This is a genomic window from Alteribacillus sp. JSM 102045 (genome assembly GCF_041949975.1).
Classification (GTDB): domain Bacteria; phylum Bacillota; class Bacilli; order Bacillales; family Marinococcaceae; genus Alteribacillus.
This window is the reverse complement of record NZ_JBHFQG010000034.1, coordinates 1-18,288: the sequence shown is the minus strand read 5'-3', so window position 1 is coordinate 18,288 and position 18,288 is coordinate 1. Positions and strand designations below refer to the sequence as shown.

Genomic DNA, 18,288 nt, shown 5'->3' with positions numbered 1-18,288 from the left:
ACATTTGGTGATCGATATGAAAAAAAAATATGTTCATATTTACGATAACATTGCGGAAAAAGTTAAAAACGGACACTTCCGGCCAGGAAACCTTCTTCCTTCTGAAAATCAGTTAGTAAAGGAGTATTCTACTTCTAGAGAAACAATCCGCAAAGCCCTTAAACTATTATCAGAACATGGGTACATTCAAAAAATTCAAGGAAAAGGCTCAGTTGTTCTTGATATCAACAAAGTAACATTTCCGGTTTCCGGGTTGGTCAGCTTTAAAGAACTAGCTCAAAATATGGAAGGAAGAGTTTCTACCATCGTTACCACTTTTCAAGAAACAATTCCTAATGAGGATATTAAAAGACAATTTTTAATTCCAGATAAAGAAACCGTCTGGAAAATTGGCAGAGTACGAGAAATTGATGGAGAAAAAATTATTTATGACAAAGACTTTCTATTAAAAAAAATGGTGCCTTCTTTAACCAAAGAAATTTGTGCCGATTCCATTTATCACTATGTGGAATCTGTCTTAGGATTAACGATCAGCTTTGCTAAAAAAGAGGTTACCGTGGAAGATCCTGATGAAGAAGACAAAAACCTTTTAGACCTCGACGAGTTTTCAAGTATTGTAGTTGTAAAAAACTATGTGTATTTAGAAGACACTACTTTTTTTCAATATACAGAATCACGGCACCGACCTGATAAATTTAAGTTTGTCGATTTTGCCCGTCGAAACCGGTAAAAGATAATTATTTATAATAGCCCTATCCGCTTTTTTGCAGATAGGGCTTTGTTTGTTTACTCTTCAATAGAAACATCTTGTAATTGAAAAATACCGTTTGGATGCTTCCAGAAACCTTTTACTTCATCCCTCACCCCGACTAAATAATCATCGTGATGAGAATAAATCATCGGTGCTTCTTCTACAAGAAGTTCCATAGCTTCTTTATACAGTTCTTCTCTTTCACTTTCATCTTCTGCTCTCCGTGCTTCTTCAAGTACTTCATCAATTTCTTCATTCTCTAAGAAAGAACGGTTCCCAGGATCGCCGTGGTTATCTGAATGGAACAATGGATACATACCATAGTCAGCATCACCGGTTACTGAGCTCCAGCCAAGAATAAACATCTCATGCTCACCTTCTGCTGTGCTGTCTAAGTAAGCTCCCCATTCAAGCACTTCAATTTCAACATCCACATCGATTTCCTTTAGCTGCTGCTGCACGACTTCCGCTATATCCTGCCTTTCGCGATCATCGTTTGTCCATAGAGTAGTAGAAAACCCGTCTTCATACCCAGCTTCTGCCAACAATTCTTTAGCTTGTTCTGGATCATATTCAAGCCCCTCTACTTCATCACTAAACCCAAATACTTTTTCTCCGATTGGACCAACTGCTTCCGTAGCAGCACCATCCATTACACCTTCAACAATCGCTTCTTTATCTACTGCCATCGATATTGCTTGACGAACCTTTTTATCATCAAACGGCTCTTTTTGAACGTTAAAACTAATGTATTCAAGACTTAAGCTGTCTTGGACATACATATCTGTCCCATCCGTATTTTCAATTCTTGACATGTCACTCGGGCTTACAGGGAAAATAATATCAGCTTCACCAGTTTCTAATTCACCAACTCTGGTTAAGTCCTCCGGAGTTACTTTAAAAGTGACAGTATCAACGTGCGGGACATCTCCCCAATAATCTTCATTTTTTTCCAAAACGGCTTCATTTCCGCTGTCCCATTCCCGGAATTTAAACAAACCGGTGCCATGTGGGTTATCATTAATATAGTCCCCTGGCTGCTCGCCATCTTCCATGGCTGCATAATCTTCTTCAATAGCGTCAGGACTTATAATTCCGCCGCCGCTGTGCGCAAGATGAACAGGAAGCGGTGCAAACGGAAACTCTGTTACAAATTCTACTGTATAATCATCTACTACGTTTACTTCTTCTACCATTTCATACAAGAAAGCTCGCGGAGAAGCTACATCTTCATCTTGAATACGGTCAATGTTAGCTTTTACCGCTTCAGCATTAAACTCTGCTCCATCATGGAAGGTAACATCGTCTCTTAGATAAAACTCCCACGTTGTATCTCCTGTTTGTTCCCAATCTTCTGCAAGATTAGGCTGCAATTCCATATTTTCATCCTGGATAACCAGTGTTTCGAAAACATTATGCTGAACATTACTAGACGGGACATCATTAGAACCATGCGGATCCATTCCCGTTATATCTGACAAAGTAGCTATTACCAGATCTCCGCCTTCAGATGCTTCTCCACTTTCCTCTCCATTTTCTTCAGATGCATCATTTCCTTCTCCTCCAGCTTCTTCTCCTCCTTCATCTGGTTCACTGGCACAAGCGGTCAGTGAAACAGTGAACAACAAATACATAAAGAATTTTCTGAAAATATTCAGCGATAATTTCATTCCTTCATCCCCCTATGTAATTTTTCGATTAAAAATCATTATTAATATAACTTATAGAAATGTTTCAATCAACCCATAATTAAAAATTTTTTGTAATCTTTTTGGAATCTTTTTCCGCTTTAAAGGGGGATTTATAGGTCTTTTATACCAATAAATGAACATTCATTCACCTTTTTGCCTATTTTTCTGGTATAATATATTTATCATTGTAATCTTATTCAATCATGATATAATTCATTTTTGTAATATGTAGAAATATGAGAAATTTTGAAAGGGTTAAAAAGAAATGGCAGAAACAACAGTAAATCATCCAGTGACTCCCCCCCTAAACCCTCACTTAGAGAATTTTAAAAATGTTGTTAAACGTCTGAAAAAGAATAAAGCGGCTATGGTCGGAGGATTTTTAATACTTTTTTTTGTCATTGTTTCTCTTATCGGTCCTTTTTTTACGCCATTTGATCCATCAGAACAAAACCATGTTAATAAATTGGCTGGACCATCTGCAGAACATTGGTTTGGAACAGACCATCATGGACGTGATATTTTCAGTCGTATTATTCACGGCATGTCTATTACATTGTACATAGGTTTCTTTTCCGTATTGATCGGGGCTGTAATCGGTGTGTTGTTTGGAATTGTTTCGGGTTATTTTGGAGGAAAAATAGACGCCGTTATTATGAGAATAATGGATGTATTGCTTGCATTTCCTGGTATTTTGCTTGCATTGGGGATTGTAAGCGTTCTCGGCGACAGCTTAAATAATGTTATTATTTCTGTTGGAATTTTTTCTGTACCTGCTTTTGCCAGAATTGTCAGAGGATCTACTCTATCTGTAAGAAAACTCGAGTATATTGATGCGGTGCGAGCATTAGGAGCCAGTCACTTTAGAATTATTTTTCGGCACGTACTTCCTAACGTTATGTCACCGATTATCGTACAAGCAACTTTAAGAATGGCAACAGCTGTCCTTACTGCTAGCGGCCTTTCCTTTCTTGGTCTTGGTGCCCAGCCTCCGACTCCTGAATGGGGAGCGATACTTAGTGATGGACGAAATTACATGTGGGATGCCGGCCACGTTGCGTTTTTTCCTGGAATAGCTATTGTGGTTGTCGTATTAGCGTTTAATATTTTTGGAGATGGCCTGCGTGACGCGCTCGATCCAAAAATGAAATCTTAAGAGAAAGGAGTGGATTTTTTTGTTTCAATATATTATTAGACGAACTTTCCAAACAATTCCGGTCTTGATTGGGGTAACTATTCTAGTATTTTCTATGATGCATCTCATTCCGGGGGATCCTGCTCAAGTTATAGCAGGCGAAGCTGCCAAAGAAGAACAAGTAGAGCAAATGCGAGAACGATTAGGATTAAATGAGCCATTACATGTTCAATACGGAACATACTTAATGAATGCTCTTCAAGGTGATCTTGGCGATTCTATCCGCAGCGGCCGGGAAGTTACTACGGAAGTTGCAAGCCGGTTTTGGGTCACGTTCGAACTGGCTTTTTATAGTACACTGCTTAGTATATTCATAGGTTTAATAGCAGGCATCGTTTCTGCTGTCCGCCAATACACTTTTTTAGATGTCGGTATTATGACCGTCGCACTGTTTGGTTTGTCCATGCCGAACTTTTGGCTTGGATTAATGCTGATGCAGTATTTTTCTTTAAACCTGGGCTGGCTGCCTGTATCAGGCTGGGGTACGCCGGATAGAATTATTCTGCCGGTCATTGCTCTGGGAACAGCCGGTGCTGCGATTATTGCCCGAATGACAAGATCAAGCATGCTTGAGGTAATAAGTCAGGATTATATTCGTACAGCACGGGCCAAAGGTGTGAAAGAAAAGTATGTAATTTATAAACATGCTTTAAAAAATGCTATGATTCCTGTCGTAACAGTTGTTGGTTTGGAGTTTGGAACGCTCTTGGGGGGAGCCGTATTAACCGAGACGGTATTTTCTATCAACGGACTGGGCCGCTATATTGTTGAATCTATCGGTGCTAGAGACTTTCCTGTCGTTCAGGGTGCCGTTTTAGTAATTGCGCTTGTATTTGTCATTGTTAATTTACTTGTGGATATCTCTTATCGTTTCTTAAACAAGCGAATTGACTTAAGTTAAATGCGCTAGAAAGGCGGAATGTTAGATGAGTCAGACTGATGATATTCTCAAAATTTCTGACTTACGTACGTCCTTCTTTGTAGAAGGGCAAGAAATAAAAGCAGTTGATGGTGTCTCTTTAAATGTACCTAAAGGAAAAACTCTTGGAATTGTAGGTGAATCAGGGTCGGGCAAAAGTATAACCTCTCTGTCCATTATGAGGCTGATTCAAAAACCTGGAGAGATCGTTGGAGGATCGATCGAATTAAACGGTGATAACCTGCTTCATAAAACTGCTGGGGAAATGAGAAATATTAGGGGCAATCAAATCTCTATGATTTTTCAGGAACCAATGACTTCACTTAATCCCGTTTATACAGTTGGCAACCAGATTGCCGAAGTATATAAAATTCACCAGGGAATGAACAAAAAACAAGCATTAAAAAAAGCAGCAGAAATGCTTGAACTTGTAGGAATTCCCTCACCGAAAGAAAGAATAAAGCAGTATCCTTACGAATTATCAGGAGGAATGCGGCAGAGAGTAATGATTGCAATGGCCCTGGCTTGCGATCCAGAGCTTCTCATTGCAGACGAACCAACGACTGCTTTAGATGTAACAATTCAGGCTCAAATCCTGGAATTAATGAAAAAACTTCAAAACGAACTGCATATGTCCATTATTATGATCACCCATGATTTAGGAGTAGTCGCAGAAACTTGTGACGAGGTTGCTGTAATGTACGCCGGAAAAGTTGTAGAATACGCTGATGTACAAACTCTATTTGATGCTCCAAAGCATCCTTATACCGTAGGCCTGCTCCAATCTATTCCACGACATGATATTGAACAAGAGAAATTAAGTGTCATCCAGGGTAATGTTCCAAGTCCTGATAACATGCCTGAAGGGTGCCGTTTTGCTCCACGCTGCCCTTTCGCCAGTAAAATATGTGAAGAGCGTCTGCCATCTCTATTAAAAACAGATTCGGGAAGTGAAGTGCGCTGCTGGATTTACACCGATGAATGGGATGGCGATCCGGAGGTGAATGTAAACAATGACTACCAAACTGCTGGAAGTAAATAATTTAAAACAGTATTTTCCAATTAAAGGTGGAATCTTCGGACGTACCATTAATCATGTGAAAGCTGTAGACGATATAAGCTTTTATGTAAATGAAGGAGAAACTATAAGTATCGTCGGGGAGTCTGGGTGCGGGAAATCTACTACCGGCAGAGCCATCCTGCGTCTTGATGATCCTACCTCCGGAGAAGTTATTTTCCAAGGGGAAGACTTACTTTCTATGAATCAACGGAAAATGAGAAAAAAACGAAAAGACCTGCAAATTATTTTTCAGGATCCATACGCTTCTATTAACCCGAGACAAACGGTTCGCCAAATACTTGATGAAGCAATGGTTATTCAAAACGTTGTTCCAAAAACGCAGCGGTTAGACCGTATGATGGAGCTGCTTGAAACAGTTGGACTAGGCTCTCATCAACTCGATCGTTTTCCGCATGAATTCAGCGGCGGTCAAAGACAAAGAATAGGAATTGCAAGAGCACTTGCTGTAAATCCTAAATTCATCATTTGTGACGAATCGGTCTCTGCTTTGGATGTCTCTATTCAAGCCCAAGTGTTAAACTTATTGAAACAATTACAGAAAGACTTACATCTTACGTACTTATTTATTTCTCATGACTTAGGCGTTGTCCGTCATATGTCAGACCGTGTGGCTGTAATGTATTTAGGTAAAGTCGTAGAAATCGGAGAAAAAGAGGCTATATTCGACAACCCAAAGCATCCTTATACTAAATCACTACTCTCGGCTATACCCGTTCCAAATCCGCGGAAACAAAAAGAGAGAATGGTATTAAAAGGGGATGTTCCTTCTCCGATTGATCCTCCTTCGGGATGCCGTTTTCATACCCGCTGCCCATTTGCTTCAGAAATTTGTAAAACGGAAACACCGGAACTTCGTCAAACAGACGCCTTGAATGGGACTCATACGGCAGCTTGTCATTTCATCGAAGAAATTGAATCAGGGCAAAGACAGCCTTTATCCTAGAAAATTAATGAACTGTTTATATCGTTTATAGGTATAAACAGTTTTCGTTTTCTTTCATTAACTTAACTTTGGTACAATAAAAATAGAAAGTTCTTATGAGAAAAACTCGGCCTATCACGTTTTTATCCAAAGAGTGCCATTTTTGCTGCCTCCTTCTAAAATAACAATAGAAACATTGGAGGATAAAGAATGTGACTCTGAAATGTTAAACATTCTGCAAGCTTTAAAGGTTAAAAATTATACCATTGCTTTTGATGATTTTATTTTAAATAAAATGAACCACGTTTTCCTGCCTCTGACCGATATTGTAAAAGTAGATTGGAAAAACAGCACAGCTGAAAATATTCTGGCATTATACGAACTGCTTCCCATTACCACATTGAGCTTCTTACCGAATAAATAGAAACTAAAGCCGAATTTTTGCAAGCTAAATCTATGGGTTTCACTTTATTTCAAGGATATTACTTTAGCAGTCCAATCCAGTCATAATTACCAATACGACAAATCCATAGGAAAGGATGAAAGATTTGTTTGAGATAAAAACTTACCCCGAGTTTTCTTGGTCTCTTTCCCGCCATAAAACCTTAATGCATTGCGCACGTCAATATGCCCACCAGTACTATACATCACATAATGGCTGGCTCAAGGATTCCCCGGAATGGAACAAACAAGCCTACCGCTTAAAAAACTTGACGAATCTAGAAATGTATTTCGGATCGGTTGTCCACGATATTATTGAACAAGTAATCGATCATTATTTAAATACCGGTTTTATTCCTGAAGAAACTCAGCTTACAGAACAAGTTAGAACACTATTAAATAAAGGCTTTATTGACTCCACCCGTCGTTATAATGAATGGGTTCAGCGTCCGAAAAAAACCACTATGTTTCATGAAGTATATTACGGTAAAACCAATCAGCTGCCAAAAGATAAAATAGAAAAAATATCTCATCGTTTAAACGTTACCATGAAACACTTTTTATCCTGCAAAACGATGAAAGAATTGGCATACAATGAAAATATTGAATTTTTAGAAGCAGAAAAGTTTCGTATATTGGAAATTGGTAAGCTAAAAGTTTATGTTGTTCTGGATTTGCTATATAAAGATAGAGAGCATAATAAGTGGGTAATAGTAGATTGGAAAACAGGTAAGCAGTCAGAAGAAGATCCTTACCAGCTCGCATTGTATGTCCTGTATTTATTACAGGCCTACCCCATTTCCGACTTAAATAACATTGTAATCCGAAACGAATATTTATTAGAGGGCGAAGCTGTGGAACATCAGCTTGATCAAGTAACACTGGAAAAGGTGCAAGAACTGATTGGAACGAGTGTCGAATGGATGACCGATTATTTAGAAGAAGCTTCTGAAAACAAACCTTTACCTTTAGAAAAATTTCCACAAACCTCTGATCAGCAGTCATGCCATTATTGCAACTTTTATGAACTATGTTTTTCTAATAAGAAAAGCGCAAGTGCCCTTGTCAGCCTTGACAGGTAAATATTCTCCAGTCATTAAAGGCACTCTTTGCCTTTAATGACTGGAGGTTATTTAACCCCGAGAGGCTGGGCGCTGAAACTAGACATCAAAGCGCAAAATTATATACTTTCTTACCTAATTAAAAAGGCCGGGCATATATTCCTGGTCTTAGATTTTTATTTATCGTGTACTTAAAATCAAATCAAGATTACCTTCCAATTTATACTTCTTAATAGAAGACGGAATAATAAAATGATCTCCTTTTTTAAGAGTTGAAGTGGAGTTCTCTGTTTTTATAGTCCCTTCTCCCCCAACTACACTTGCTAATATATAAGAACCTTCTACCGGAGAAACAATTTTATTTTCAACCTTTACGTTATATACTTTAAAAAATCGAGACTCTATCAGCTTTTCTATTTTTCCGTCCGTATTCTCGTAAATAATAGTTCGTTCTTCCTCTGCGTCATGATGAGGTACTTCTGTGACTTGTAAGGACTTATCTAAATGAAGCTTTCGCTTATTTCCTTGTTGATCCGTCCTGTCATAATCATAAACCCTGTAAGTGGTATCAGAACTTTGTTGTGTTTCTAATATTAGAGCCCCTTTACCAATGGCATGAATAGTACCGCTTGGGACATAATAAAAGTCTCCTTTTTGTATCGGCACTTCCCTTAATAGTTCATCCCATTCCCCATTTTTCATTTTGGTTTCCAGCTCTTCCTTCGATTCAGCATGATGACCTAGTATCAATTTCGCTCCAGGTTCTGCATCAAGAACGTACCAGCACTCTGTTTTTCCAAAAGCCTCTCCTTGTTCAAGCTGACGAGCTTGTTCATCATTCGGGTGTACTTGAACTGATAAATCAGCTGCAGCGTCCAAAACTTTGACCAATAAAGGAAAATCTTCTCCTTTTTCATCTCCAAATAGTTCCCTGTGATTATTCCATACCTCTCTTAAAGAATGGCCTTGCAATGGACCATTCTTTACGGTGCTTGCCCCATTTTGATGAGCTGAAATTCCCCAGCACTCACCTGTAGTGCTAGATGGGATCTGATATCCAAAATCATTTAATTTCGATCCGCCCCAAATTCTTTCTTTCAAAACCGGATCTAAAAAAATAGGTTCCTCGTACATCTTCCGACTCCACACTTTCATTTTTTTAAGATATTATAACATATGAAAAGTTTTTTAAAGGCCGGTGAACGATGAATATGATTTGTATTATCCCCTGTGGAAAAAAGAAAATATGGGGTATGGCCAGAGAACGGTCCGGTGTATGCAAAAGATGCATACCAAGGCACGCTCCATAAAAAATGCAGAAAATATGCGGAGATTCATCATTGGCCATGGGTGATTCTATCCGCTCGGCATGGTTTCTTATTCCCCTATGATGTCGTAACAGATAATTACGATACGGGGTTTCACTTTCCAAAGCACAAGGTCATTAGTGATGAAGCTCTCCGTCAGCAGTGGGTTGAAAAGGATTTATATAAAACAGACACTATAACTTTATTAACCGGGAAAAAACATGAAAAAGTGATGAAACGAATAGCTTATCCACACCATGATTATGAGTGGCATCTGCCCTTAAAGGGATGCCGGGGTATTGGCGACATGCTGCAAAGGCTCACGATAAAGTGAACATTCTCATTAGAAAAAATGATACTTTCTGCCAGCGGTCCTACACTTTTTCACGCTAGCTAAAAGAGCAGTCCCACCTTTCGGAACTGCTCTTTTAGCTTTCTCTATACTTTGGAAGAACCTTCTTGTTTCATTACTTTTTCTCTTAGTTTGAATTTTTGTAATTTACCACTGGCATTCCGCGGCAGTTCTTCTACAAATTCATATCGGCGTGGACGTTTATAATTAGCAATCCGGTCACTGTTTATACAAAATCTTTCAAGCTCTTCAGCCGTTAGAGATTCTTCCTTTTTTACAATAAAAGCCATTACCCGCTCTCCCCATTTTTCATCTGGTTCTCCAACAACTGCAGCATCAAGAACACCAGGATGATCAAATAAAGCATCTTCCACTTCACGAGAATAAATATTTTCTCCACCGCTTACAATCATATCTTTTATTCTATCATTTACCCACAGGTAGCCATCTTCATCAAAATAACCTACATCACCAGAATAATACCAGCCATTGTAAAGCACTTCTGCGGTTGCTTCCGGCCGTTTATAATATTCACTCATCATGCTTGGGCCGCGCACGATTATTTCTCCCTGCTCTCCTGCTTTTGCTTCGTCATCCGGATCTAATTTTCCATCATTTCTGGTTCTTACCACGCGAATTTCGTGGTTTATTAAAGGTTTACCAGCAGAACCTGCTTTACTTAATTGTTCATCGTCCGATAATATCGTTATTGCGGGTCCCATTTCGGTCATTCCATATGCTTGAAACAGCTGCACATTAAACGTATTATGAACCTCTTTTACAAGAGCAGGAGCCATAGGAGCTCCGCCATATAAAGCTTTTTTCAGAGAAGTTAATTCCATTGACTCTTTTTTCTCCTGGATAAGCATACTCCACATTGTAGGAGCTGCAAAAAATATACTGATATTTTCCTTTTGAACAGTGTTTAAAACAGCTTCTGGTTCAAAGTGGTGAAGCAATACATTTTTTACCCCCAAATGAAATCGCGGAATGAAAGCACAATGGAGTTCAGCACAATGAAATAAAGGGGCAACAGATAGACCGTTATCTTTTGCCGAGATTCGTTGTGAAGCTATAATAAGCACACTTTGATCAACCATGTCACGGTGCTTGTGGACTACACCTTTTGGTTTTCCAGTTGTCCCGCTCGTATACATAATCGCATAGATGTCTTCTTCTGTTAAGGAAACTTCGGGGCGTGTGGTATCTTCTATGGAGAGTCTTTCATAGTAAGAGTAAGCATAGCTTGGAGGATCTTCATCAATATACCAAAACTCGACATTAGGAAAAAGATCGGCCAATGGACGAATCTGGTTTTCTACTGCTTTTTCAAATAATACAATACGCGGTTCTGCATCGTTTATGATAAATTCTATTTCTTTATCGGTCAGCCTAAAATTTATTGGATTAAACACAGCTCCAAGTTTAATACAAGCTAAAAGAGTCATGGCAAACTCACTAGTATTAAATAAAACCGTTGACACTCTATCGCCTTTTTTCACCCCAGCTCTAGTAAACGCCCGTGCCAGTTGATTGACTTCTTTATTCCATTGAGAAAAAGTCCATCTTTTTGATAAACGTACATCTACTAAGGCTTCTTTATCTGAATTATTTTTTACTGATTGTTCAAATATATCCCGCAAGGTAGTCATATCTTTCCTCCAATCTCATTATGCTTTTGTATAATGCGTTTCTAATTGATCTCTAAGCGCCCGCTTTAAAAATTTTCCAACAGAAGTTTTCGGCAGTTTTTTCATAAAGATAACGTCATCTGGAAGCCACCATTTTGCAAATTCGGGACGAATAAAATCAATAATTTCTTCTTTAGTAACAGATTGTGTGTCCAGTTCGTTAAGAACCACACAGGCCAGCGGCCTTTCTTGCCATTGCGGATGAGGCACAGCAATTACCGCTGCTTCGTATACTGCCTCATGAGCCATGATAGCGTTTTCAATATCAACGGATGATATCCATTCGCCTCCGCTTTTCACCAGGTCTTTTGTGCGGTCCACTAGTCTTATATAACCCTCTTCATCCATCGTTGCAACATCTCCTGTATGGAGCCAGCCATCTCGAAAGGCATCTTTAGAACGTTCATCATTATAATATTCGCTCGCGATCCACGGCCCTTTTACTAATAATTCGCCCATATCCTCTCCGTTTTTCTTCACTTCACCATCCGGCCCTTCCACTTTTACTTCAAGACCTGGTACAACGATTCCCTGTGTAGAACGAATTGCTAACTTCTTATCTTCTGGAATGTCTTCCTGATAGCTTTTCAGTGTAGCAACACTAACAAGAGGACTGGTTTCTGTCATTCCGTATGCATGAAGGAACGGAATATTGTACTTTGTTTCAAAGGCTCGAATCATAGCTGCCGGAGCTGCGGATCCACCGCACATGATGGCCCGCAAACTATCTGTCTTATAGCTGCCGTTCTCTAACTCTTTTAATAATCCGAGCCATATGGTAGGGACTCCGGCAGTTAACGTAACACTATAATCTTCTATTAATTTTGCTAAAATGCCCGGCGTAAATTGAGGCCCTGGCATTACTTGAGTACTTCCAAACCAAACTGCTGCAAATGGAAGACCCCAAGCATTTGCATGAAACATCGGCACTACCGGCATAATTGTATCCTTTTCCGATAATGCTGCACTGTCAGCAAGCCCTATTGCCATACTGTGAAGGACAATACCACGGTGGCTGTACATGACTCCCTTAGGATTTCCAGTCGTAGCAGAAGTGTAACAAATCCCTGCATTTTCATTTTCATCTATATCTTTCACAAATTCATAGTTGGGGCTGCTTTTTTCCAGCAACGCTTCGTAGGCATACACATTAGGCAGAGAAGTCTCAGGCACTTCTTTGTTACATAATACGATAAATGCTTCGACGTTTTGCAAGGAGTCCTTTACTTTTTCTAAAAGAGGAATCAACTCTGCATCTACTAATATGATTTTGTCCTCAGCATGATTAACAATGTATGAAATATGTTCTGCCTGCAGTCTAATATTAATGGTATGAAGAATAGCTCCTATTCCCAGAATAGCAAAGTAAGCTTCTAAATGGCGGTGATGGTTCCAGGCAAACGTCGCTACTCGGTCTCCTTTTTTGACTCCTAATTGTTCCAGGGCAGAAGCAAGACGTCTTGTCCTTTCTCCTATCTCTTTATAGGTTAAATGATGAATACCGTTTGCAGTACGAGAAATCACTTCTTTTTTTGGAAAATATTTTTCTGCTCTTTCAAGCATAGACGGTATCAGCAGCTGTGTGTCCATCATTTTCAATTTCCCCCCTAAATTTAACCTGATAAACGGTAGAATATTTTAAATATTTTATATAAACTGTTATCTTTCCTGCTAATTATAAAAATTAATTAAATTTTTTTCTTGTTATTTATTGCACTGGTAATTTCACTTGTAAGATGGGTAAAATATAAATAATATATTGCTTATAAGTGTGATAAAAATAATAAAAGGGTAGTCCATTAGAATAGGAAAAGTTGCTGCAGGCAGAAAAGAGGGAGATAAGTGTGAAAAAAGAAACAGCATGGATGATAGCTCGTTTTTTTATGGTGACAGCAGCCGTTTTTATCATCATTTGGACAACAATTACACTATTTAAGCTCACTTACCCATTCTGGATAGCAGCCTTATTTGCATGGATGTTAAAACCGCTTTCCCATATATTGCAGCGAAAATTTAAATTCCCTGCCGGGCTTGCTGCTTTAACCTCATTATTAATTGGCTTATCTATTTTTGGCGGAATCATTACAGGCTTAACTTTTTTAATTATTGATGGAATTCAACGATTTGCAGATAAAGCACCTACTTGGATGGAAGATGCGTTTCGTAACATTCAGCAGTTTATTAATGAAACCATTCTGCCTGCCTGGAGAGAAGCAAGTGGTGCAGCAGAAAATTTCAGTAAACGAGAAGGATTTTCTTTTAACGAAGGAATATCCGAGATCGGTACACAAATTGGCACAGCGCTCGGGCAATTTGCTCAAAAAATAGCTGACGGGCTTACCTCCATTGTTTTAAGTGTACCTACTTTTCTTGTTGCATTTCTGTTTATTTTATTGGCTATTTATTTTTTCGGAAAAGATTGGGAGAAAATAACGGATTCTGTCCGCCAGCATGTTCCAATAAAACTGTATAAAAAAACACATGCCTTTCATCAGGCCATGTGGATCAGGGTCTTTGGATACTTAAAAGCCCAGTTTATTCTTATGACAGTTACCGGAATAATTGTGTTTATTGGTCTTTCGCTTTTAAGAGTGGACGGTGTAGTAACTCTTGCTATCATCGTTGGTATTGCTGAGTTCCTTCCTTATCTTGGCACCGGAACTATTTTGCTTCCCTGGTCTTTATATCTTCTCGTAACTGGAAGTATAGGACTTAGTATCAGCTTAGCTATTTTGTATGGAGTCACCATGATTGTACGGCAGACGATTGAACCAAAAGTGCTTTCGTCAAGTATGAATTTAAATCCTATAGCCGTTCTCGTTTCTCTATTTGCAGGGCTTCAATTATTTGGAGCAGTTGGTCTCCTTTTTGGACCTGCTTTACTCGTAATTATCGTTATCCTGATAGATATCGGAGTGATCGAAGACATAAAATACTTTATAAAATATGGCTTTACTGAGCAATAACCCTGAGCTGTCCCATAAGTCAGTTCTGGGCAAACGCAACTGGGATATACTCGCTTTCACCCTCAGGGCACAAGTGCGACATCTACTCCAACTCACTTTGCTCGTTCTCGTAGTGTCTTCTTTGCCGCGGGCGACGGCTCAGGCCTCCTCGTGAGCAAAAACCGCCCACTGCGGGGTCTTCACACTGCCCTTTTTCCCGCTGGAGTCTCGCATATTCCAGTTGCTAGATGACCAACCAACTTTTTTGAGACATCCTCTGTTCATTTTATCCTTTTATCCTAATCTTTTAATATTGGAAACCATTGCTGCTCCGACAATTCCTGTTTTTTCACCAAGAGAAGCTGATACCAACTTAAAAGATTCTCTCATACTAGGATATAATAAACCCTTTATTTTTTCATTGAGACATGATATTAGCCAATTGTTGTTATTAATAACCCCTCCCCCAGCTACAATTAATTCAGGGTTAAATAAATGATATATATTAGCAAACCCTTTGGCCAGATCCTCTATTATCTGATCTACTATCTTTTTAGCAGCAGCTGAACCTTTCTTATATTCGTTAAATAAATGATCAGGCAGCATGTCTTTTCCAAAATGATTTTTTACGTAGCTGGAGATAGCTGTGCCAGATGCAGCAGCTTCCCAGGACCCATTGTTGAGGGTTCCTTGCTGTTCTGTATCTGATTTAATAATCATATTGCCTGCTTCTCCAGCAAAACCTTGAAAACCTGAGATTAAATGGTCTTCCATTACTATTCCTGCTCCGATCCCTGTACTTACCGTCACATATACAATACTCGAAGCCCCTTTTCCCACACCAAGATAATACTCGGCTACAGCTGCTGCGTTTGCATCATTTTCTAAAGTTACTGGTAAGTTTGTATACTGTTCTATTTCTTTAACAAAAGAAAAACCATGCCAGCCTTTTAAGTTAGGTGGGTCGAGCAAAATACCCTTCCATGAATCAAGTGGACCGGGAGCACCACAGCCAATAGACTTAAATTCATACTTTTCGAAAGATCGCAGCCCTTCGATAATGTGATGAACGCCTTCTTCAGGGGCAGAAGGTGTAAAAATAGCTTTAACTTCCTCAAGAATACCATCATTCCGTACTGCTCCAATTCTTAATTTTGTTCCTCCTAAATCAATCCCAATTCTTACTTTCATATATTCTCTCCCCCCATTTTTCTATCACAATATTAAAAAGCCCGATACATGTACCTATCCCACCATTTAAACAGCAAAAGGCATATTGCGAAGTGTAATACGATACGGGTTTTGGTTTTTGTTTTTTAAGCTGTCATGGTAACCGTAATACCGTATGTGCCGACCGAAGCAGTTGCTAAGGCACCAGTTATTAACACTATACCAATACTTGCAGGATTAATCATGTCATATAATGGCGGAAGAACTTCCATCAACACCCCTATGGTAGCTATAGGATGGACACCAATCATGGACATGAGCAAATATGTAATTTGAATCAGAAGTAAAAGTAAGAAACGGAAAATCTGATGCTGTCATAAACGGCTCTCTAATAAAAGAAAGGAGAGGAGTATGATTTAAACTGCTAGAAAAGAAACCTAAGGTTATAAATAAAACAGCAAAATTTTGCATACCGTTTGTTCGTATTTTCCACGTTTCCCACCCAATCACCCGAAAGCTCCGCCAGCGGCCTATTACTGCCGCCCATATAAAAGAAAAAGGTATAATTACAAGCGTGACGGTAAGGATGAAATTCAATCCTGACCAATTGCCGAGCAGAAGGACTATAGCTAAGAAAACAGCAAGAGCTGTAAATAACTGAAGTACCTGGTAGTTTAATGAACGTAAATTTACGGGACGATTTATTCCGCTTCCTGCTGGTTCATACATCTGACCTTTAAATAGATGCTCCCCCTCAAGGAATCAATGATGAGAACAAATAAAGAACAAATAAGCAGCCACGACAGGTAGTACACATATCCAACCCCTGTTGTATCTATAGTGATAGCTACCATTATTTCCATTGGACTCCACGCTAACGCTACAGAAAATGCCCGCAGTGTAGTTTGGCTGATGAAAGAATCCTGCCACTTCTTTTTTATCTTAGCTAAGTATTCTAACAATACGTGCTGAGATAAAGGTAAAGCTGATAAATTTATCCCTGTAAAGAAAGTACCCAATATTCGAAATAAACGTGTCGCTTTGAAAAAGGAAATAATTAGCATTGGAATGGCCAAAAGTCCAATTATGTACTCAACAATTTCACTTCTTACAAAAATATTAATTAAAAATAAACCTATAACTCCCGAGTACAGTATATACCGATTATTACTAACAAAAGCGGGCATCTTTCTTATCTCCTTCGTCTTCTCCACTCTCTTTATCAATCTTACATAGTTTTTTAGAAAAAAATTCATTTGCTAACGATGACTATTATTTAAAACTTTTGCGTTAAAAATTGTCTGTTACTGTAAAAACAGATAGTTTTTCGCCGTTATGAAAAGTAGCTCCACTGCTTCAAAAACATCCTGTATGACTTGCAGCAGTAACTATATCCCTGTTCTCATTTCTACTGTACTATTACCATTTTAATGCTCAATCCTACCATTTTCTCAAAAACAAGCGATGTTTATTATAGGAACATTTCACCTTTTACATTAACATTTCATTTTATTTAAAAGCCCCATTTTCCATTGAATTCCCATAGAAACAACTGATACGATGTGAATCGTCAAAGCGACAATATCTCAATCTTTGAAGTGGGAGGTTTTGTACCTTGAAACTAAAACCAACTGTTTTATCTTGGAAGGCATTAGGTGTTCCTGCGTTAGCAGCCGGCTTTGCTTTTTTTACAAGTCCTCTAGGAACAGATGCTAATGAATTAGGAGATACAGAATTATCCATTGGGCAGGAAAATGCTCAAGTTGAAGAGTTACAAGAACTCTTACACATTGAAGGATTTCTTGATGAAGAAGACATCAGCGGAAACTTTGAGGAGGAAACAGCTGATGCGGTTAAATCTTATCAAGAAGAACATAACTTACTTATAGATGGAATTGCTGGACCTCACACCGTTGGCGCTCTTGAAATCCTGAGCGAAGGAGACGAAGGAGAGCCGGTTAAAGAATTGCAAGATAAACTAGACAGCCTTGGCTTTTATGATAACGAAGTGGACGGCGAATTCGGTCCAAAAACTCACGATGCCGTCATTGACTTCCAAGAATCTAAAGACATCCTTGTTGATGGTCTTGCAGGACCGCAAACATTTGGAGCTCTTGTGAACGCTGTTTACAATTCTGATTCCTCTGATGAATCTAGTAAAGATAATAATGAAGAAAAAGCAGAAGAAGAAGTTGAAGTTTCCACAAGCAGTAACGATGACAGTTCAAACGAACAAGCCCAAGAAGAACAGCAAGAAGATGTAGCATCTGAACAAAGTTCTGAAACAGAAGGGCGTACATTACAGGTTGAAGCGACAGCGTACACAGCTAATTGTGCTGGCTGCTCTGGCGTAACAGCTACTGGCGTAGACTTAAACGCAAATCCTGACGAAAAGGTTATAGCTGTAGACCCTGATGTCATTCCACTCGGTTCTAAAGTAGAAGTCGAGGGACATGGAACTTTTACAGCTGCTGACACTGGCGGTGCAATCAATGGCAACAAGATTGATATATTTATGCCAAACAAAAGTGAAGCTACTAACTTTGGCCGTCAAAACTTGGAAGTAACCGTACTAGAATAGTGCATTATAATACAGACACCCTTACAGGTTTTACCGAAGGGTGTCTGTTTTTATTTTGGCTCTATTATAATTGTTGGGGTATGAAAAAATTTAGACATAAAAAAACACGCAAGCTCCAAAATCCTTTACACTTGAATTGTCCAAGAAACAAGAAAAAGATTGGAGTTGCGTGTAGATGCAT

At 38.9% G+C, this 18,288-nt stretch carries 16 protein-coding genes and 1 pseudogene; 10 read left to right on the top strand and 7 right to left on the bottom strand.

What is annotated here, in order from left to right; all coding sequences use genetic code 11:
• Nucleotides 1–16: 16 nt before the first annotated feature.
• A complete protein-coding gene (treR, locus tag ACE1TI_RS17505; RefSeq protein WP_375008843.1) occupies nt 17–730 on the top strand; it encodes a trehalose operon repressor in 714 nt (237 codons plus the stop codon).
• A 56-nt stretch (nt 731–786) separates the two neighbouring features.
• Here the strand turns inward: treR and ACE1TI_RS17500 are convergent, their stop codons facing one another.
• Complete coding sequence (locus ACE1TI_RS17500; RefSeq protein ID WP_375008842.1) at nt 787–2,421, bottom strand: glutathione ABC transporter substrate-binding protein; 1,635 nt, start codon at nt 2,419–2,421, stop codon at nt 787–789.
• 286 nt (nt 2,422–2,707) lie between these two features.
• On the opposite strand from ACE1TI_RS17500, the gene ACE1TI_RS17495 reads away from it, so the two are divergent.
• From ACE1TI_RS17495 to ACE1TI_RS17470, 6 genes are all read left to right on the top strand, one after another.
• Nucleotides 2,708–3,598 carry an ABC transporter permease gene (locus tag ACE1TI_RS17495; RefSeq protein ID WP_375008841.1) on the top strand — a complete coding sequence of 297 codons (891 nt, stop codon included), beginning with the start codon at nt 2,708–2,710 and terminating at the stop codon, nt 3,596–3,598.
• Between the two features lie 19 nt (nt 3,599–3,617).
• Complete coding sequence (gene nikB, locus ACE1TI_RS17490; RefSeq protein ID WP_375008840.1) at nt 3,618–4,538, top strand: nickel ABC transporter permease; 921 nt, start codon at nt 3,618–3,620, stop codon at nt 4,536–4,538.
• Nucleotides 4,539–4,563: 25 nt separating this feature from the next.
• Entirely contained in the window at nt 4,564–5,598 is a 1,035-nt protein-coding gene (locus ACE1TI_RS17485; protein ID WP_375008839.1) for an ABC transporter ATP-binding protein, read from the top strand.
• Nucleotides 5,570–6,580 carry an ABC transporter ATP-binding protein gene (locus ACE1TI_RS17480; protein WP_375008838.1) on the top strand — a complete coding sequence of 337 codons (1,011 nt, stop codon included), beginning with the start codon at nt 5,570–5,572 and terminating at the stop codon, nt 6,578–6,580. The genes ACE1TI_RS17485 and ACE1TI_RS17480 overlap by 29 nt, the downstream gene beginning before the upstream one ends.
• A 142-nt stretch (nt 6,581–6,722) precedes the next feature.
• Nucleotides 6,723–6,983 carry a hypothetical protein gene (locus ACE1TI_RS17475; RefSeq protein WP_375008837.1) on the top strand — a complete coding sequence of 87 codons (261 nt, stop codon included), beginning with the start codon at nt 6,723–6,725 and terminating at the stop codon, nt 6,981–6,983.
• A gap of 124 nt (nt 6,984–7,107) precedes the next feature.
• Nucleotides 7,108–8,082 (top strand): PD-(D/E)XK nuclease family protein, encoded by a 975-nt coding sequence (locus tag ACE1TI_RS17470; RefSeq protein ID WP_375008836.1) that lies wholly within the window; start codon nt 7,108–7,110, stop codon nt 8,080–8,082.
• 159 nt (nt 8,083–8,241) lie between these two features.
• Here ACE1TI_RS17470 and manA read toward each other — a convergent pair whose 3' ends face one another.
• Nucleotides 8,242–9,195: a mannose-6-phosphate isomerase, class I gene (gene manA, locus ACE1TI_RS17465; protein ID WP_375008835.1), complete on the bottom strand. Its 954-nt coding sequence runs from the start codon at nt 9,193–9,195 to the stop codon at nt 8,242–8,244.
• Between the two features lie 71 nt (nt 9,196–9,266).
• Here manA and ACE1TI_RS17460 point away from each other — a divergent pair.
• A pseudogene (locus ACE1TI_RS17460) lies at nt 9,267–9,702 on the top strand (DUF6884 domain-containing protein).
• A 104-nt stretch (nt 9,703–9,806) separates the two neighbouring features.
• Here ACE1TI_RS17460 and ACE1TI_RS17455 read toward each other — a convergent pair.
• On the bottom strand, nt 9,807–11,372 hold the full coding sequence (locus ACE1TI_RS17455) for a fatty acid--CoA ligase (RefSeq protein ID WP_375008834.1): 1,566 nt from the start codon (nt 11,370–11,372) through the stop codon (nt 9,807–9,809).
• An 18-nt stretch (nt 11,373–11,390) separates the two neighbouring features.
• Entirely contained in the window at nt 11,391–13,004 is a 1,614-nt protein-coding gene (locus ACE1TI_RS17450) for a long-chain fatty acid--CoA ligase (RefSeq protein ID WP_375008833.1), read from the bottom strand.
• A 251-nt stretch (nt 13,005–13,255) separates the two neighbouring features.
• On the opposite strand from ACE1TI_RS17450, the gene ytvI reads away from it, so the two are divergent.
• Nucleotides 13,256–14,377, top strand: a complete 1,122-nt coding sequence (gene ytvI / locus ACE1TI_RS17445; protein WP_375008832.1) for a sporulation integral membrane protein YtvI — start codon at nt 13,256–13,258, stop codon at nt 14,375–14,377.
• Nucleotides 14,378–14,650: 273 nt separating this feature from the next.
• Here ytvI and ACE1TI_RS17440 read toward each other — a convergent pair whose 3' ends face one another.
• The 3 genes from ACE1TI_RS17440 to ACE1TI_RS17430 all read right to left on the bottom strand — a co-directional run bounded on the left by ACE1TI_RS17440 (nt 14,651) and on the right by ACE1TI_RS17430 (nt 16,713).
• Complete coding sequence (locus ACE1TI_RS17440) at nt 14,651–15,547, bottom strand: ROK family protein (protein ID WP_375008831.1); 897 nt, start codon at nt 15,545–15,547, stop codon at nt 14,651–14,653.
• Nucleotides 15,548–15,672: 125 nt separating this feature from the next.
• Nucleotides 15,673–15,798 (bottom strand): hypothetical protein, encoded by a 126-nt coding sequence (locus tag ACE1TI_RS17435; protein ID WP_375008830.1) that lies wholly within the window; start codon nt 15,796–15,798, stop codon nt 15,673–15,675.
• 429 nt (nt 15,799–16,227) lie between these two features.
• Nucleotides 16,228–16,713: a hypothetical protein gene (locus ACE1TI_RS17430; protein WP_375008829.1), complete on the bottom strand. Its 486-nt coding sequence runs from the start codon at nt 16,711–16,713 to the stop codon at nt 16,228–16,230.
• Nucleotides 16,714–17,141: 428 nt separating this feature from the next.
• On the opposite strand from ACE1TI_RS17430, the gene ACE1TI_RS17425 reads away from it, so the two are divergent.
• Nucleotides 17,142–18,107 (top strand): peptidoglycan-binding protein, encoded by a 966-nt coding sequence (locus ACE1TI_RS17425; protein WP_375008828.1) that lies wholly within the window; start codon nt 17,142–17,144, stop codon nt 18,105–18,107.
• The last annotated feature ends 181 nt before the right edge of the window (nt 18,108–18,288 follow it).

Coding starts and splice junctions, on each gene's coding strand:
- treR (WP_375008843.1), top strand. CDS start 17: ATGAAAAAAAAATATGTTCATATTTACGATAACATTGCGGAAAAAGTT.
- ACE1TI_RS17500 (WP_375008842.1), bottom strand. CDS start 2,421: ATGAAATTATCGCTGAATATTTTCAGAAAATTCTTTATGTATTTGTTG.
- ACE1TI_RS17495 (WP_375008841.1), top strand. CDS start 2,708: ATGGCAGAAACAACAGTAAATCATCCAGTGACTCCCCCCCTAAACCCT.
- ACE1TI_RS17485 (WP_375008839.1), top strand. CDS start 4,564: ATGAGTCAGACTGATGATATTCTCAAAATTTCTGACTTACGTACGTCC.
- ACE1TI_RS17480 (WP_375008838.1), top strand. CDS start 5,570: ATGACTACCAAACTGCTGGAAGTAAATAATTTAAAACAGTATTTTCCA.
- manA (WP_375008835.1), bottom strand. CDS start 9,195: ATGTACGAGGAACCTATTTTTTTAGATCCGGTTTTGAAAGAAAGAATT.
- ACE1TI_RS17455 (WP_375008834.1), bottom strand. CDS start 11,372: ATGACTACCTTGCGGGATATATTTGAACAATCAGTAAAAAATAATTCA.
- ACE1TI_RS17450 (WP_375008833.1), bottom strand. CDS start 13,004: ATGATGGACACACAGCTGCTGATACCGTCTATGCTTGAAAGAGCAGAA.
- ACE1TI_RS17440 (WP_375008831.1), bottom strand. CDS start 15,547: ATGAAAGTAAGAATTGGGATTGATTTAGGAGGAACAAAATTAAGAATT.
- ACE1TI_RS17435 (WP_375008830.1), bottom strand. CDS start 15,798: ATGGAAGTTCTTCCGCCATTATATGACATGATTAATCCTGCAAGTATT.
- ACE1TI_RS17430 (WP_375008829.1), bottom strand. CDS start 16,713: ATGCCCGCTTTTGTTAGTAATAATCGGTATATACTGTACTCGGGAGTT.